We start from the raw sequence: 16,038 nt of genomic DNA on the forward strand, positions 1-16,038 counted from the left end.
GACCGGACAACCGACCAGGCCACGGGGGTTTGTTACTTGGCACTGACTTTCGGCACGCTGTTGAGTTCTCAAGGAACGGACGCACACCAACTCCACCCTTCCGGGCTTCGTCGATCGCGGCTTGTCCTACTGTACGCCCGCAACGGGGGCTCCTGCTGGGGCCTTCCCGCTCGCCCTCCCGGGCCGTGCGGCGCGCAGAGAAGAAGTTACGTGGCTGTCGTACCCGTGTCAAACCGGCTCCGCCGTGACGACCGACACCGTTCCGAGACCGGCGTGTCACCTGGCGTTCACATGGGCGCCGCCGCCGGCTACCGGCCCGCGGGCACCCGCTGGACACCGGCGACCGCCCGCTTCCCGCGGCGCAGCACGAGCCACCCGCCGGGGAGCCAGGCGTCCTCCCCGGGCACGGCGTCGGCGTCGGTCACCCGCTCGTTGTTGAGGTACGCGCCGCCCTCCTTCACCGTCCGGCGCGCCTCGGACAGGCTCGCGACCAGACCGGACCGCTGCAGCAGCTGGGCGACGGTCGGCGTCTCGCCGTCGACGGTGACGCTGCCGGCCTCCCGCAGGGCGGCGCCGAGCGTCTCGGCGCCGAGCGTCGTGAGGTCGTCCCGGCCGAACAGCGCCCGCCCGGCCGCCTCGGCCTGGCGCAGCTCCTCCGGCCCGTGCACCAGCGCGGTCAGCTCCTCGGCCAGGGCGCGCTGCGCCGCCCGGGAGGCCGGTCGCTCGGCGCTCTCGGCGAGGATCGCCTCGACCTCCTCGGCCGCGCGCTCGGAGTACAGCGGCAGCCAGGCGCGGACGTCGGCGTCGTCGGCGTTGAGCCAGAACTGGAAGAACGCGTAGGGCGAGGTGAGGGCTGGGTCCAGCCACACCGCGCCGCCCTCGGTCTTGCCGAACTTGGTGCCGTCGGACTTGGTGACCAGCTGGGTGGACAGGGCGTGCACGGTCGCGCCCTCCACCCGGCGCACGAGGTCGATGCCGGCGGTGAGGTTGCCCCACTGGTCCGAGCCGCCGGTCTGCAGCGTCACGCCGTGACGGCGGAACAGCTGCAGGAAGTCGTGGGCCTGCAGGATCTGGTAGCTGAACTCGGTGTAGCTGATGCCGGCCTCGGAGTTCAGCCGCGCGGCGACGGCCTCCTTGGCGAGCATCCGGCCGACCCGGAAGTGCTTGCCGAGGTCGCGGAGCAGGTCGATGGCCGACAGCGGCTCGGTCCAGGTCAGGTTGTCGACGTAGACCGGCGCGGCCAGGCCCTCGCGCTCGGCGGGCAGCTCGAGGAAGGGCGAGAGCTGGCGGCGGATGCCGTCGACCCAGCCGGCGACCGTCGCGCGGTCGTTGAGCTGCCGCTCCGCGGTCGGCCGGGGGTCGCCGATCAGCCCGGTGGCGCCGCCGACGAGGACGACCGGCCGGTGCCCGGCGCGCTGCAGCGCCCGCAGCACCATGACCTGCACCAGGTGGCCGACGTGCAGGCTCGGGGCGGTGGGGTCGAAGCCGCAGTAGTAGGTGACCGGGCCGGCGGCGAGGTGCGCGCGCAGCGCCTCCTCGTCGGTGCTCTGGGCGATGAGCCCGCGACGGTGCAGGTCGGACAGGACGTCGGTCACGGGTGCCCATCCTGCCCGGCGGCGCGACGGCGGCGCTGCCCGCCCGGGCGGAAGGCGCTCACCGACGGCGCGCCGGTCTCCCAGAACCGCCACGGCAGCTCGGTGGCCCGGCTGATCCCCACCCGCGGACCGGCCGACACGGCCGACGGCGGCGCGCCGGCGTGCAGCCGCACCGGCGACGACGGGTCCAGGACGTCGGCGCCGCCGTCCTCCGGGCCGATGGCGAGCGCGGCGGTGAGCCGAGCCGGGCCGCGGGCGAGGTCGCGCGGCACCTTCGCCGAGGGCCGGCGGGTGGCGGCCACCGACTCCCCCGCGACGACCTCGCCGGCCCGCAGGAGCACCGCCGAGCCGCGACCGGCGGGCCCGACGACGACGTTGGCGCACCAGTGCACGCCGTAGCTGAAGTAGACGTAGAGCCGCCCGGGCGGGCCGAACATGATCGCCGCGCGGGGGGTCGGCCCGCGGTGGGCGTGCGAGGCGGGGTCCTCGCCCTCCCCCGAGTACGCCTCCACCTCGGTCAGCCGCACCGCGACGGTGCCCTCGGGCCGCTCGGTGACCACCCAGCAGCCCAGCAGCGCCGGCGCGACGGCGTCGACGGGCCCGAGGAGCTCCCCCGCCGTCAGCAGGCGGCCCGCGGACCTCAGAGCGCGGCCGCCACGGGCGAGCCGGCCGACCAGCGGCCGTGCGCGGCGACGACGTCCTTGAGGGCGGCGAGCTGCCCGGCCACCCGCGCCGGCGCCGTCCCCCCGCGGGTGTCGCGCGCCTCCAGCGCCCCCCGGACCGACAGCACCGCGCGCACCTCCGGGGTGAGCCGTTCGTCGATGCCGGCGAGCTGGTCGTCGTCGAGCTCGCCGAGCTCCAGGCCGGCCTCCTCGCAGAAGGAGACCATCGCGCCGGAGATCTCGTGCGCCGAGCGGAAGGGGACGCCCTGCCGGACCAGCCACTCGGCGACGTCGGTGGCGAGGGCGAACCCCTGCGGCGCGGCGGCCTCGAGGACCTCGGGGCGCAGGGTCAGCGTGGCGACCATCCCGGTGACCGCGGGCAGCAGGAGCAGCAGCTGCTCGAGGGAGTCGAAGACCGGCTCCTTGTCCTCCTGCAGGTCGCGGTCGTAGGCCAGCGGCAGGCCCTTGAGCATCGTCAGCAGACCGGTGAGGTTGCCGACGAACCGGCCGGACTTGCCGCGCGCGAGCTCGGCGATGTCGGGGTTCTTCTTCTGCGGCATGATCGACGACCCGGTGGCCCAGGCGTCGTCGAGCCGGGCCCAGCCGAACTCGGTGGAGGTCCAGAGCACGACCTCCTCCCCCAGCCGGGAGAGGTGCACGCCGATCAGGGCGGCGGCGAAGCAGAACTCCGCGGCGAAGTCGCGGTCGCTGACGGCGTCGACGGAGTTGTCGGCCGCGCGGTCGAAGCCGAGCTCGGCGGCGACGGCGTCGGGGTCCAGCGGCAGCGACGACCCGGCCAGCGCTCCGGAGCCCAGCGGGCTGACGGCGGCCCGGCGGTCCCAGTCGGACAGCCGGTCGACGTCGCGGGCGAACGCGTGGGCGTGGGCGAGCAGCTGGTGGCTGACGAGCACCGGCTGGGCGTGCTGGAGGTGGGTCATGCCCGGCGCGGGGACGTCGAGGTACCGCTCGGCGAGGCCGAGCAGCGCGTACTCCAGCGAGGCGAGCTCGCCGACCAGCGCCCGCACGTTGTGCCGCAGGTACAGCCGCAGGTCGGTGGCGACCTGGTCGTTGCGGGAGCGACCGGCGCGCAGCTTCCCCCCGAGCGGGCCGAGCTTGCCCAGCAGGCCGCGCTCGAGCGCCTCGTGCACGTCCTCGTCGGCCTCGACGGGGCCGAAGGTGCCCGCGGCGACCTCCGCCGACAGCTCGGTGAGTGCGCCGACCAGCTGCGCGAGCTCGTCGTCGGTGAGCAGGCCGGCGCGGTGCAGCACCCGGGCGTGCGCGCGTGAGCCGGCGAGGTCGTAGGGCGCCAGCCGCCAGTCGACGTCGGTGGACTTCGACAGCGCCGCCATGGCCGGCGACGGCCCGCCGCCGAAGCGGCCGCCCCAGAGCCGGGTCGGCGAGGCGGGGGCGGACGGGTCGGTCACGGGGCGGTTCCTCCGGGCGGGTCGTCGGTGAGGTCGGTGTGCAGCTCGGGGTAGACCGCCGGCGTGCGGGCGGCCAGCGCGCGCAGCCGCTCGGCCAGCGCCGGGCCGCCGTCGGGGTCGCGGGAGACCACGAGCAGTGTGTCGTCCCCGGCGATGGTGCCCAGGACGTCGGGCAGTCCCACCTTGTCCAGGGCCGAGGCGAGGAACTGCGCCGCCCCGGGCGGGGTGCGCAGCACGGCCAGGTTGGCGCTGCCCTCGGCGCTGGTGAGCAGGTCGGCCAGCAGCCGGGTGAGCCGGGCCGGCGCGGTCTGCGCCGGGCGCAGCGGGGCGTTCTCCGGCGGCAGCACGTAGGACGCCGGGGCGCCGTCGGTGCCGCGGAGCTTGACCGCGCCGAGCTCCTCCAGGTCGCGGGAGAGGGTGGCCTGGGTGACCTCGACGCCCGAGGCGGCCAGCAGCGCCGCGAGCTGGGTCTGCGAGCTGACCGGCTGCGCGGTGATCAGCTCGGCGATGCGGGCCTGGCGCGCCGAGCGGGTCAGCGCTCCGGTCACCCGGACCGCTCCAGCAGCCAGCTCAGCAGCGCCTTCTGCGCGTGCAGCCGGTTCTCGGCCTCGTCCCAGACGGCGCTCTGCGGCCCGTCGATGACCGCCGCGGCGATCTCCTTGCCGCGGTAGGCCGGCAGGCAGTGCAGGACGACGGCGCCGGCGGCGGCCCGGTCGAGCGCCGACTCGTCGACGGCATAGGGCCGGAACGGCGCGATCCGCGCCTCGTACTCGCCCTCCTGGCCCATCGACACCCAGGTGTCGGTGGCGAGGACGTCGGCGCCGTCGGCGGCGGCCGCCGGGTCGGCGGTCCACTGCACCGACCCGCCGGTCTCCGCGGCGATCTCCCCCGCCCGCTTCAGCACCTCGGGGGCGGGCTGGTAGCCCTCCGGGGAGCCGATCCGCACGTGCAGGCCGGCGGTGGCGCCGCCGAGCAGGTAGGAGTGCGCCATGTTGTTGGCGCCGTCGCCGAGGTAGGCCAGCGTCCGCCCGGGGAGCGTGCCGTGGACCTCGGCGACCGTCTGCAGGTCGGCCAGGACCTGGCAGGGGTGGAAGTCGTCGGTGAGCGCGTTGACCACCGGCACCCGGCTGGTGGCCGCCATCGCCTCGAGCCGGTCCTGCCCGAAGGTGCGCCACACGATCGCGGCCACCTGCCGGTCGAGCACCCGGGTGGTGTCCTCCACCGGCTCGCCGCGGCCGAGCTGGCTGGTGCCGGCGTCGACGACCAGCGGGTACCCGCCGAGCTCGGCGACGCCGACCGAGAACGACACCCGGGTGCGGGTGGAGGGCTTGTCGAACACGACCGCGACCGCCCGCGGCACGCCGTTCGGGGCCCGCAGCGGGGTGGGGGCGGCGTCGGTGTGCCGGGTGCGCTTGAGCTCGGCGGCCAGCGCGAGGACCTCGGCCTGCTCGTCGGGGGTGAGGTCGTCGTCGCGGGTGAGGTGCCGGGTCACTGGTCGGTCTCCTGCAGGGCGGTGTCGAGGGCGGCCGGCAGCGCGGCGACGAAGGCGTCGACCTGGGCGTCGGTGACGACCAGGGACGGCGCCAGGCGCAGCACGTCGGGCGCGACGGCGTTGGTGAGGAAGCCGGCGTCGCGCAGCGCGGCCTCCAGCCCGGCGGCGACCGGCGCGGTGAGGACCACGCCGAGCAGTGCGCCCCTCCCCCGCACCCCGGCCACGCCGGCGTGCCCGAGGCCCTCGACGCCGGCGGCGAACCGGTGCTCGAGCTGCTTGGCACGCTCCAGGAGGCCCTCGTCGCGGATGGTGTCGAGGACGGCGAGCGCGGCCGCCGCGGCGATCGGGTTGCCACCGAACGTGGAGCCGTGCGAGCCGGCGGTCATCAGGTCGGCGGCGTCGCCGAAGGCCAGGGTGGCGCCGAGCGGCAGCCCGCCGCCGAGGGCCTTGGCCAGGGTGACCAGGTCGGGCTGCAGGCCGTCGGCCTGGTGGGCGAACCAGTGGCCGGTGCGGCCGGTGCCGGTCTGCACCTCGTCGACGGCGAACAGCGCGCCCGCGGCCCGCGCCGTCTCCGCCGCGGCGGCGAGGTACCCGGGGGGCGCGGGCAGCACGCCGCCCTCGCCGAGCACCGGCTCGAGCAGCACCATCGCCGTCGCGTCGCCGACCGTGCCGGCCAGCGCGGCGGCGTCGCCGTAGGGGACGTACCGGACGCCGCCGGGCAGCGGCGCGAAGGCCGCGGCCTTGGACGGCTGGCCGGTGAGCGCCAGCGCGCCCATCGTCCGGCCGTGGAACGCGCCCTCGGCGGTGACCACCTCGGGCCGCCCGGTCAGCCGGCTGATCTTGAACGCGGCCTCGTTGGCCTCGGCGCCGGAGTTGCAGAAGAACACCCGCCCGGGCCGGCCGGCCAGCTCCAGCAGCCGCTCGGCGAGGGTGACGCCGGGCTCGTGCATCGCCAGGTTGGACACGTGCCCGAGGGTCTGCGCCTGCCGGGTGATCGCCTCGGTCACCCGCGGGTGCGCGTGGCCGAGGATCGTCGTCGCGATCCCGCCGAGCAGGTCGGTGTACTCCCGACCGTCGACGTCCCAGACGACCGCGCCCGCCCCGCGCGCGAGCGCGACCGGCGGCGTCCGGTAGTTGCCCATCATCACCGCCGACCAGCGGCCGGCCAGCTCCTCGGTGCGGGTCATGCCGGCTCCTCCCCGGTCGGTGCGTCGTCGGTCGCGGTGGCGGCGGGGACGACCATCGTCCCGGTGCCCTCGGTGGTGAACATCTCCAGCAGCAGCGCGTGCGGGGTGCGGCCGTCGACCACGGTGGCCCGCCGCACGCCGCCCTCGACCGCCCGCAGGCAGGCGGCCATCTTCGGGACCATGCCCGCGTCCAGGGTGGGCAGGATCTCGGCCAGCTCGACGGTGTCGATCTTCTGCACCAGCGAGTCGCGGTCGGGCCAGTCGGCGTAGAGGCCCTCGACGTCGGTGAGGACGACGAGCTTGACCGCGCCCAGCGCCACGGCCAGCGCCGCGGCCGCGGTGTCGGCGTTGACGTTGTGCACCACGCCGTCGCGGTCGGGCGCCACGGTGGCCACGACCGGGATCTTGCCGCGCTCGAGCAGCGCGGTGACCGGCGTGGGGTCGACGGCGACGACGTCGCCGACCAGGCCGACGTCGACCGGCTCGCCGTCGACGACCGCCGCCGTCCGCTCGGCGGTGAACAGCCCGCCGTCCTCCCCGGACAGGCCGACCGCGAGCGGGCCGTGCTGGTTGACCAGGCCGACCACCTCAGGGGTGACCTGGCCGGTGAGCACCATGCGGACGACGCCGACGGTCTCCTCGTCGGTCACCCGCAGGCCGCCGCGGAACTCGCTCTCGATGCCGAGCCGGCCGAGCATGCCGGTGATCTGCGGCCCGCCGCCGTGCACGACGACGGGCAGGATGCCGCACGTCCGCAGGAAGACCATGTCCTCGGCGAAGGCCCGGCGGCACGCGTCGTCGACCATCGCGTGCCCGCCGTACTTGATGACCACGACGTTGCCGTGGAACTCCTTGAGCCAGGGCAGCGCCTCGGTGAGGACCGCGATCCGGCGGGCGTCGCCCTCGGGGTCGTGGGTGCGCATGACCCGCCGGGTGCCGATGCGTCGGCGCGGCGGTGGCGGCGCCTCGTCGACCCGGACGTCGGGGGGCGTGGGGTCCTCGTGGGTGTCCTGGGGGGTCGCGTCGGCGGTCACGTCGAGTACGCCGAGTTCTCGTGCACGTAGGCGATGGACAGGTCGTTGGTCCAGATCGTGGCCTGCTCGGTGCCGGCCCGGAGGTCGACGTCGATGGTGACCGCCCGGCCGGTGAGGTCGACGCCCTCGCGGGGGTCGCCGATCGCGCCACCCCGGCAGACGGTGACGCCGTTGATGGTCACGTCGACCCGGTCGGGTTCGAAGGCGGCGTCGGTGGTGCCGATCGCGGCGAGCACCCGGCCCCAGTTGGGGTCGTTGCCGAACAGCGCGGTCTTGAGCAGGTTGTTGCGCGCGCACGCCCGGCCGGCGGTGAGTGCGTCCTCGACGGTCGCCGCGTTCCGCACGGTGATCGCGATGTCCTTGGTCGAGCCCTCGGCGTCGGCGAGCAGTTGCATCGCCAGGTCGGTGGCCGCGGCGGTGAGCGCCTCGGTGACCTCCGCGGCGGTCGGGGTGACCCCGCTCGCGCCGTTGGCCATCGCGACCACGGTGTCGTTGGTGGACAGGCAGCCGTCGGAGTCGACGCGCTCGAGGCTGACGCCGGTGGCCGTCTTCAGCGCGTCCTGCAGCACGGCCGGTTCGACCACGGCGTCGGTGGTGAGGACGACGAGCATGGTCGCGAGGCTCGGGGCGAGCATGCCCGCGCCCTTGGCCATGCCGCCGACCGACCAGCCGTCCCGCTCGACGACCGTCGTCTTCGGCACGCTGTCGGTGGTCATGACAGCCCGCGCGGCGTCGGGGCCGCCGTCGGCCGACAGCGCCTTCGCCGCGTCGGTGACCCCGGGCAGCAGCCGGTCCATGGGCAGCCGGACGCCGATGAGGCCGGTGGAGGCCACCGCGACGTCGATCGCGCCCAGCCCGAGCTCGGCGGCGGTGTGCTCGGCGGTGGCGTGGGTGTCACCGAAGCCGTCGGTGCCGGTGCAGGCGTTGGCGCCCCCGGAGTTGAGCACGACCGCCCGCAGCCGCCCGTCGAGGAGCACCTGCCGGCTCCACAGCACCGGCGCGGCGGGGAACCGGTTGGTGGTGAAGACGGCGGCGGCGGCGTCCCGCGGACCGTCGTTGACGACCAGGGCGACGTCGGGCGCGCCGGAGCTCTTCAGCCCCGCGGCGACGCCCGCGGCCCGGAACCCCTGCGGCGCGGTGACGCTCACGGCGCCACCCCCACGACCGGCAGGCCGGTGGTCTCGGGCAGGCCGAGGGCCAGGTTGGCGCACTGGACCGCCGCGCCCGCGGTGCCCTTGGTGAGGTTGTCGACGGCGGCGACGACGACCAGCCGGCCGGCGTCGGGGTCGACGGCGACCTGCAGCGCGACGGTGTTGGCGCCGAGCACCTGCGCCGTCGTGGGCCACTGGCCCTCGGGCAGCAGGTGCACGAACGGCTCGTCGGCGCAGGCCTTCTCGTAGGCGGCCCGGACGTCGGCCTCGTTCGCGCCGCCGGCCAGCGGGGCGGTGCAGGTGGCGAGGATGCCCCGGCTCATCGGCACCAGCGTCGGGGTGAAGCTGACGGTGACGTCCCGGCCGGCCGCCCGGGAGAGGTTCTGCACCATCTCGGGCGTGTGCCGGTGCACCCCGCCGACGCCGTAGGCGGTGACCGACCCCATGACCTCGCTGCCCAGCAGGTGCGGCGCGGCCTTCTTGCCCGCGCCGGAGGTGCCGGAGGCGGCGACCACGACGACGTCGGGCCCGGCCACACCGGCGGCCAGCGCGGGCGCCAGGGCCAGGGTGACCGCCGTCGGGTAGCAGCCCGGGACGGCGATCCGCCGGGCCCCGGCCAGCCGCTCGCGCTGACCGGGCAGCTCGGGCAGGCCGTAGGGCCAGCTCCCGGCGTGCTCCGAGCCGTACCAGCGCTCCCAGGCGGCCGGGTCCTCGAGCCGGTGGTCGGCGCCGCAGTCGATCACCAGCGTGTCCTCGGGCAGGGTCGCGGCGACGGCGGCGGACTCCCCGTGCGGCAGGGCGAGGACGACGACGTCGTAGCCGGCGAGGTCCTCCGGCGCGCTGGGCCGCACCTCCAGGTCGGCGAAGGGCAGCAGGTGCGGCTGCAGCTCGCCCAGGCGTCGGCCGGCGCTCGAGCTGGCGTGCACCCCGGTCAGCCGCAGGTCAGGGTGCCCGGCCAGCAACCGGACCACCTCTCCCCCGGCGTACCCGGTGGCGCCGGTGACCCCGACCGTCCACGTCCGCGCTGCACTCATGATGCATGACCATACATGGCCGTGCATGACCTTCCACAGTCACCCGGTCAGGTGCACTCCCGCGCGCGGTCGTGCTCTGCTCCGCATGGGGAGCAGAGCACGACGGAGCCGGCGGCTCACCCCCCGCGCGTCGTGCCCTGCTGCCGCTGTGGTGGACGGAGATCGGGCCCTGGCCAGCCGGCAGGCAGGCCGGGCCGCGGGCGCCGCGGCGTCGGCGCGTCGACCTCGTTCCAGAAGCGTCGCGCGCGATCATGCCGCTCGAGCCAGTACGGGGATCCGGGGGACGAGAGATGCTCAAGCGCCATGCCCGAACGCTCGTCGTGATGACGGCCTGCCTCGCACCCTTGGTGGCAGCCTGCAGCGGCGCAGAGGTCACTCCGCCGAGCGCCTCCGGCGCGACGACAACGGCAACCCAAGACTCCAGCACGAGCACGGCACCGACGTCGACGTCGACGTCGACGTCGTCCAGCCAGACGACCACGTCGCCGTCACTCACTCCCACGGGAGGCGTCCTCGAGCCTGAGAGCTCGGGTGAGGAACTCGGACTCGAGGACTTCTTCCAGCCCAACGAGGCGCACTGGCAGGAGAACCGGTTCGACATCGCGGATCAGCCGGACGTGCAGGGCATGGCGGCGGTCGCCTCGGGCTGCGGCTCCAACTACACGCGAACGCTCGAACTCCGGCTCAGCAACAGCTTCGAGAACCTGACGTTCAAGGTCGGACAGTCGAACGACTCCGAGTCGTCCGATCAAGAGCTCACCGTCGAGGTCCTGGCGAACAACGAGCAGGTGGAGATCCGCCAGGTGCCCTTCAACCAGATCCAGGAGTTCGAGATCCCCGTCCGGGCCGTCAACGCACTGAAGGTCCAGACCTACCTGAACCCCGACAACCCCGACTGCAGGGGGTCGGTCATCGGGGTCGTCCACGACGTGTCCGTGTCGTAGTCGGGCGTCTCCCGTGGCTGAAGACCAGGACGAGAGCCGGGTTCCCCCGCCGGCAGAGCCGGCACCGACACCCGCTCCGGCACAGAGGTCCTGGTTTCAGAGTCCCGCCGTGCAGGCCTTCCTGGGGGTGGGCGGCTTCCTGGCCGCCGTCGCCGGTGTCCTGGTGCCCCTCTGGGTGGCGCCGGAGGACGACGGCGGCTCGTCCGCCAGCCCACCCTCCGCCACGGCTCCTGCCCCGCTTCCCGCGACCGGGGCCCCTGGCCAGTCACAGACCTCGAACCCGGCTGGCACGAGCGCGAGCCCGACAGCCGTCGTCGGCGCTTGCCTGTCGGCGACCGACCACCCACTGCCCTGCGACGGCCCCCACCTCGCGGAGGTGATCGGTCCCGCGTCCGACTGCAGTGAGTCCACGCTCGTACGTCACCTGGGAGGGCTCGCCGGGGTCGACGTGCTCACGCCCGACGCGGGAGTCGCCGTCACGGACATCGGGGGCTCCTCCGTCTGCATCGGCCACAGGGGCGCGGGGGTGGTCCTGACCGCGCACGCGCGTGACGCGCTCATCGACGGCCGGGGAGACGAGTGGCGCTGGTGCATCGACGACCGATCCGGCAGGAACGTGTCGTGCGGCGAGCCCCACACGGCAGAGGTGGTCAGCGATCCGCCATCTGACGGGGAGGACCTGGACTGCCATCGTCGCGCTGACGCGTACACGGCCACTGACCTGTCGGAGCACGTCTTCGAGCTGTCGGTCTCGCCGCGTGGCCCGGCAGGTGCCCAACAGTGCGTGATCGCCGTACGGAACGACGGTTCACTCACGGCGTCACTGAGGGACCTGCGCTCCCGGGCACTTCCTGTCGAATCGGGGTGACAGGGGTCGCAGACCCCCGACGCCCGACCCGTCCCGCGACCGAGCGGGCACGCGCCCATCGCTCGACGACTGAGCGCTCCGGCCTCAGGCGAGCGGGTCGCCCTCGCCGTAGGGGACCAGCCGCAGCCGCCGCGCGTCGCCGGCCGGCGTCGTGGCGCGCAGCGTGTCGAGGGCGTCGACTCCGGCGCGGAAGAACCGGCCCGACCAGTGGTCGAGCTCGCCCGCGGCGATCGCCACCACCAGGTCGACCACGTCCTCGGGGCGGGTCCAGTCGGTGCGCCCGGCGTGCATCGGCATGGCGCGGGTCATCGCGGTGTCGACCACCCCGGGCGCCAGGTCGAACGCCCGCACACCGTGCGGCGCGCCGGCCAGGTCGATCGACTCGGTGATCCGCACCTGCGCGGTCTTGCCGGCCGAGTAGGCGCTGTAGAGCGGGTTGGCCCGCGTGGAGATCCCGCTCGCGAGCCCCACCACCCGGCCGCCGCCCGCGGCGAGCATGCCCGGCAGCACGGCGCGGGCGACGAGGAACGGCCCGCGGACCTGGCTCTCGACCACCGACCACCACTGGTCGGAGTCGGCCTCCCACAGCGGCACCTCGGCGGCGTCGATCAGGCCGGCGTTGTTGACCAGCAGCCCGACCGGGCCCAGCTCCCGGGTCACCTGCGCGACGGCGGCGTCCACGGCCGCGGCGTCGGTGACGTCGGCGGGGACCGCGAGGGTGCGCGCGCCGGTGGCCGCGGCGACCTCGGCCATCGCGGTCCGCAGCCGGTCGCCGCCGCGGGCGAGCCCGGCGACGGCGGCGCCGCGGGCGGCCAGCCCCTCGGCCAGGTACCGGCCGATGCCGGCCGATGCCCCCGTGACGAGCGCGACGAGCCCGGTCAGGTCAGGCATCCCCGCTCCGCAGGGTGATCCCCTGCATCCCGACGACGGCGACGATGCCCTCGCGCACGCGGGCGACGTCCTCGGCGGTCAGCGTGCGGTCGGGCGCGCGCAGCACCAGCGAGTACGCCAGCGACCGCGACCCCGCCGGCACCGGCGGGCCGGAGTACACGTCGAACAGGCGCACCGCCTCGAACAGCTCGCCCGCACCTCCGCGCACCAGCGACTCCACGTGCGCGGCGGTGAGCTCGTCGGGCACGACGAAGGCGAGGTCGATCAGGACCGGGGGGAAGGCGGAGATCCGCGGGCCCACCGGCACCGGCGACGGCGGGAGGGCGTCGAGGTCGAGCTCCATGACGGAGGTGCGGGCGGGCAGGTCCAGCGCCGCGCACACCCGCGGGTGCAGCTCCCCGGCGTGGCCGACCACCCGGTCGTCGACGACGAGCTCCGCGCAGCGCCCGGGGTGCCAGGGCGCCCGCTCGCCGGGGCGGACGAACAGCTCGACCCCGGCGGCCTGGGCCACCAGCCGGGCGGCCTGCACCGCGTCGGCCCAGCCGGCCGGCCGGCCCGGGCCCCACCAGCCGCGCGGCTCGCGGGCGCCGGTCAGGGCGACGGCGACGTGCCAGGGCTGGGCGGGGACGGCGCCCAGCAGCGCGGCGAGGGTCTCGTCGTCGGGCCGCCGGTCGACGCCGGGGACCGGCGCGGGGGTGCGCCGGCCGCCGGGGAAGACCGCGCCGTGCTCGAAGACGGCGATGTCGCGCTGGCCGCGGGCGAGGTTGCGGGCCAGCGTCTCGAGCAGCCCGGGCAGCAGCGTGGTGCGCAGCGCCGGCTCCTCCTCCGACAGCGGGTTGCGCACGAGCACGACCTGCCGGCGCTCGTCGTCGTCGGCCAGGCCGAGCGCGTCGAACACCCCGAGCCCGACGAAGGGGTAGGCCGGGGCCTCGACGTAACCGGCCTCGGCCAGCGTGCGGCCGAGGCTGCGGCGGCGGCGCTGGTCCTCGGTCAGGCCGCGGCCGGGCGGGGCGGTGGGCAGCACCGAGGGGACGTCGTCGTAGCCGGCCAGCCGGACGACCTCCTCGACCAGGTCGGCGGGGTCGGTGAGGTCGGGGCGCCAGGACGGCGGGGTGACGGTGAGCGAGCCGCCGTCCGCCGCCACGTCGCAGCCCACCGCCTCGAGCAGCTCGACCACCCGCTCCGGGGCGTAGGGCACCCCGGCGACCCGGCCGGGCCGGTCGGCGTCGAGCGCGATCGCCGGGCGGGGGGCGCGGGTGTCGACGTCGACCGGGCCGCCGACGACGCGGGCGCCGCCGTACTCGGCCAGCAGCGCCGCGGCGCGGGCCAGCGCGACGACGGTCATCTCCGGGTCGACGCCGCGCTCGAAGCGCTTCGCGGCCTCGCTGGGCAGCCGGTGCCGGCGCGCGGTGCGGGCCACGCCGGTGGGCTCCCAGTGCGCGGCCTCGAGCAGCACGTTCCGGGTGCCGTCGCCGATCTCGGTGGAGGCGCCGCCCATGACCGCGGCCAGCCCGATCGGGCCCGTGTCGTCGGTGATCAGCAGGTCGTCGGGCGTCAGCACGCGGTCGGCGCCGTCGAGGGTGGTCAGCCGCTCCCCCTCCCGCGCCCGGCGGACGACGATCGGGCCGGTCACCGCGTCGCGGTCGAAGGCGTGCATCGGCTGGCCGAGCTCGAGCATCACGTAGTTGGTGACGTCGACGGCCAGCGAGATCGACCGGATGCCCGACTGGGTCAGCCGGCGGCGCATCCACCACGGGCTGGGCGCGGTGGGGTCGAGCCCCTCCATCGCGACCATGGAGAAGCGGTCGCAGCGGTCGGGGTCGGCGACCGTGACCTCCCACGCCGGCCCGCCCGGGGCCTCGACCGCCGGAGTCGCCGCGCCCGGGTCGCGCCAGCCGACGGCGAGGCCGGCGCCCATCTCGCGGGCGATGCCGCGCATGGCCAGGCAGTAGCCGCGGTCGGGGGTGACGGCCAGCTCGATGACGACGTCGTCGAGGCCGACCACCGGGCGGGCGTCGGCGCCGGGCTCGGGGCCCTCCCCGCCGGTGGCCAGCACCAGGATGCCGGCGTGGTCCTCGCCGATGCCCAGCTCGCGGGCGGAGCAGATCATCCCGTCGGAGACGTGGCCGTAGGTGGTGCGGGCGGCGATCTCGAAGCCCCCGGGCAGCACCGCGCCGGGCAGCGCGACGACGACCGCGTCGCCCACGGCGAAGTTGGTGGCGCCGCAGACGACGCCGCGCGGCTCGGCCTCCCCGACGTCGACCCGGCAGTACCGGATCGGCTTCTTGAAGCCGGTCAGCTCCTCGATCTCCAGCACCCGGCCGACCACCAGCGGGCCGGTGACCTCGGCCGGGTGGTGGACCTCCTCGACCTCGAGGCCCAGCCGCACGAAGGTGGCGTCGAGCTGCTCGACGGTCGTGCCCTGCGGGATGTCGACGTGCTCGGCCAGCCAGCCGATGGGGACCCGCACTACTGCTCCACTCCGAACGCTCGCGTGAACCGGACGTCGCCCTCGACGATGTCGCGCATGTCGCCGACCGCCGAGCGGAACTGCAGGGCCCGCTCGATGCCCATCCCGAAGGCGAAGCCGCTGTACTCCTCGGGGTCGATGCCGCAGGCGACCAGCACCCGCGGGTTGACCATGCCGCAGCCGCCCCACTCGACCCAGCGCGGGCCGTCGCGGTGCTCGGGGAACCACACGTCGAACTCCGCCGATGGCTCGGTGAACGGGAAGTACGACGGCCGCCACCGGGTGCGCGCGTCGGCGCCGAACAGCGCCCGGGCCAGGTGGTCGAGGGTGCCCCGCAGGTGCGCCATCGTCAGCCCGCGGTCGACGGCCAGGCCCTCGACCTGGTGGAACACCGGGGTGTGCGTCGCGTCGAGCTCGTCGGTGCGGTAGGTCCGGCCGGGCGCGACGACGTAGATCGGCGGCGTGCGGGCGAGCATCGTGCGGGCCTGCACCGGGCTGGTGTGCGTGCGCAGCACCAGGCCGGAGTCCTCCGGCGCGACGAAGAAGGTGTCCATCATCGTGCGGGCCGGGTGGTCGGGCTGCATGTTCAGCGCGTCGAAGTTCAGCCACTCCGCCTCGAGCTCGGGGCCCTCGGCGACCTCGTAGCCCATGCCGACGAACACGTCGGCGATCCGCTCCATCAGCGTGGTGATCGGGTGCCTCGCGCCGCGCGGGGTGCGGTCCCAGGGCAGGGTGACGTCGACCCGCTCCTCGGCCAGCACCCGGGCGTCGCGCTCGGCCTCGAGCTCCGCGCGGCGGGTGTCGAAGGCCGCGGTGACCGCCTGGCGGGCGGCGTTGACCCGCTTGCCGGCGTCGGCGCGGGCGGCCGGGGGCAGCGCGCCGAGCTCGCGGCGGGCCAGCGGCACCGGCGCGCGGTCGCCGAGGTGGGCCGGGCGGACGGCGGCCAGCTCCTCGAGGTCGCCGGCCTTGCCGAAGGCCTCGCGGGCCGCGGCGACGGCGGCGTCGAGGGCCTCGGCGGAGAGGGCCGCGACCTGCTTGGGGTCGTAGGGGTCGTTGGCGCCGGACACGGGAGGCCATTCTGCCCGCCGGTCCCGCGCGGCCGCTGCCGGGTTTGCGGACGGCCGGCCCCTCCCCCGTCGAGATCACGTGATCTCGGCGCTCCGGGGGCCCCACGGCGGGGGGGGGGGGGGGGGGGGGGGGGGGGGGGGGGGGGGGGGGGGGGGGGGGGGGGGGGGGCGCGGGCCGGGGGCGGCGCGGCGGGGGGCGGGCTGCCGGGGGGGGTGGCG

Annotated in this window: 14 protein-coding genes; 2 read left to right on the forward strand and 12 right to left on the reverse strand. The window is 75.8% G+C overall.

Annotated elements, in window-relative coordinates:
* Window positions 1-308: 308 nt before the first annotated feature.
* From tyrS to argC, 9 genes are read right to left on the reverse strand one after another with little or no spacing between them, the layout of a single operon-like run.
* Window positions 309-1,595 carry a tyrosine--tRNA ligase gene (tyrS, locus tag ACI79O_RS23445; protein WP_456915333.1) on the reverse strand — a complete coding sequence of 429 codons (1,287 nt, stop codon included), beginning with the start codon at window positions 1,593-1,595 and terminating at the stop codon, window positions 309-311.
* Window positions 1,592-2,272: a DNA-3-methyladenine glycosylase gene (locus ACI79O_RS23450; protein ID WP_456915338.1), complete on the reverse strand. Its 681-nt coding sequence runs from the start codon at window positions 2,270-2,272 to the stop codon at window positions 1,592-1,594. The genes tyrS and ACI79O_RS23450 overlap by 4 nt, the downstream gene beginning before the upstream one ends.
* Window positions 2,236-3,681: an argininosuccinate lyase gene (argH, locus tag ACI79O_RS23455; RefSeq protein WP_456915334.1), complete on the reverse strand. Its 1,446-nt coding sequence runs from the start codon at window positions 3,679-3,681 to the stop codon at window positions 2,236-2,238. The genes ACI79O_RS23450 and argH overlap by 37 nt, the downstream gene beginning before the upstream one ends.
* A complete protein-coding gene (locus tag ACI79O_RS23460) occupies window positions 3,678-4,229 on the reverse strand; it encodes an arginine repressor (protein WP_456875343.1) in 552 nt (183 codons plus the stop codon). Before ACI79O_RS23460 ends, argH begins: the two co-directional genes overlap by 4 nt.
* Window positions 4,226-5,173, reverse strand: a complete 948-nt coding sequence (gene argF, locus ACI79O_RS23465) for an ornithine carbamoyltransferase (protein ID WP_456891618.1) — start codon at window positions 5,171-5,173, stop codon at window positions 4,226-4,228. The genes ACI79O_RS23460 and argF overlap by 4 nt, the downstream gene beginning before the upstream one ends.
* On the reverse strand, window positions 5,170-6,360 hold the full coding sequence (locus ACI79O_RS23470) for an acetylornithine transaminase (protein ID WP_456891616.1): 1,191 nt from the start codon (window positions 6,358-6,360) through the stop codon (window positions 5,170-5,172). Before ACI79O_RS23470 ends, argF begins: the two co-directional genes overlap by 4 nt.
* A complete protein-coding gene (gene argB / locus ACI79O_RS23475) occupies window positions 6,357-7,394 on the reverse strand; it encodes an acetylglutamate kinase (protein ID WP_456891614.1) in 1,038 nt (345 codons plus the stop codon). The genes ACI79O_RS23470 and argB overlap by 4 nt, the downstream gene beginning before the upstream one ends.
* Window positions 7,391-8,542 carry a bifunctional glutamate N-acetyltransferase/amino-acid acetyltransferase ArgJ gene (gene argJ / locus ACI79O_RS23480; RefSeq protein ID WP_456891611.1) on the reverse strand — a complete coding sequence of 384 codons (1,152 nt, stop codon included), beginning with the start codon at window positions 8,540-8,542 and terminating at the stop codon, window positions 7,391-7,393. The genes argB and argJ overlap by 4 nt, the downstream gene beginning before the upstream one ends.
* The gene (gene argC / locus ACI79O_RS23485; RefSeq protein ID WP_456891608.1) at window positions 8,539-9,579 is read right to left on the reverse strand and encodes an N-acetyl-gamma-glutamyl-phosphate reductase; all 1,041 of its coding nucleotides are present in this window, start codon (window positions 9,577-9,579) and stop codon (window positions 8,539-8,541) included. The genes argJ and argC overlap by 4 nt, the downstream gene beginning before the upstream one ends.
* A gap of 290 nt (window positions 9,580-9,869) precedes the next feature.
* Here argC and ACI79O_RS23490 point away from each other — a divergent pair, with 290 nt between their 5' ends.
* Both ACI79O_RS23490 and ACI79O_RS23495 read left to right on the forward strand, forming a co-directional pair.
* A complete protein-coding gene (locus ACI79O_RS23490) occupies window positions 9,870-10,523 on the forward strand; it encodes a hypothetical protein (RefSeq protein ID WP_456891604.1) in 654 nt (217 codons plus the stop codon).
* A 109-nt stretch (window positions 10,524-10,632) separates the two neighbouring features.
* Window positions 10,633-11,391, forward strand: coding sequence for a hypothetical protein (locus ACI79O_RS23495; protein WP_456915335.1), 759 nt, complete (start codon window positions 10,633-10,635; stop codon window positions 11,389-11,391).
* Window positions 11,392-11,475: 84 nt separating this feature from the next.
* Here ACI79O_RS23495 and ACI79O_RS23500 read toward each other — a convergent pair whose 3' ends face one another.
* Genes ACI79O_RS23500 through pheS form a run of 3 tightly spaced genes read right to left on the reverse strand, consistent with a single transcriptional unit; the run spans window position 11,476 to window position 15,819 of the window.
* Window positions 11,476-12,282: an SDR family NAD(P)-dependent oxidoreductase gene (locus ACI79O_RS23500; RefSeq protein ID WP_456915336.1), complete on the reverse strand. Its 807-nt coding sequence runs from the start codon at window positions 12,280-12,282 to the stop codon at window positions 11,476-11,478.
* On the reverse strand, window positions 12,275-14,752 hold the full coding sequence (pheT, locus tag ACI79O_RS23505; protein WP_456915337.1) for a phenylalanine--tRNA ligase subunit beta: 2,478 nt from the start codon (window positions 14,750-14,752) through the stop codon (window positions 12,275-12,277). Before pheT ends, ACI79O_RS23500 begins: the two co-directional genes overlap by 8 nt.
* Window positions 14,752-15,819, reverse strand: coding sequence for a phenylalanine--tRNA ligase subunit alpha (pheS, locus tag ACI79O_RS23510; protein ID WP_456875333.1), 1,068 nt, complete (start codon window positions 15,817-15,819; stop codon window positions 14,752-14,754). Before pheS ends, pheT begins: the two co-directional genes overlap by 1 nt.
* Window positions 15,820-16,038: the final 219 nt, after the last annotated feature.

It is taken from the genome of Geodermatophilus sp. SYSU D00696 (assembly GCF_054050235.1).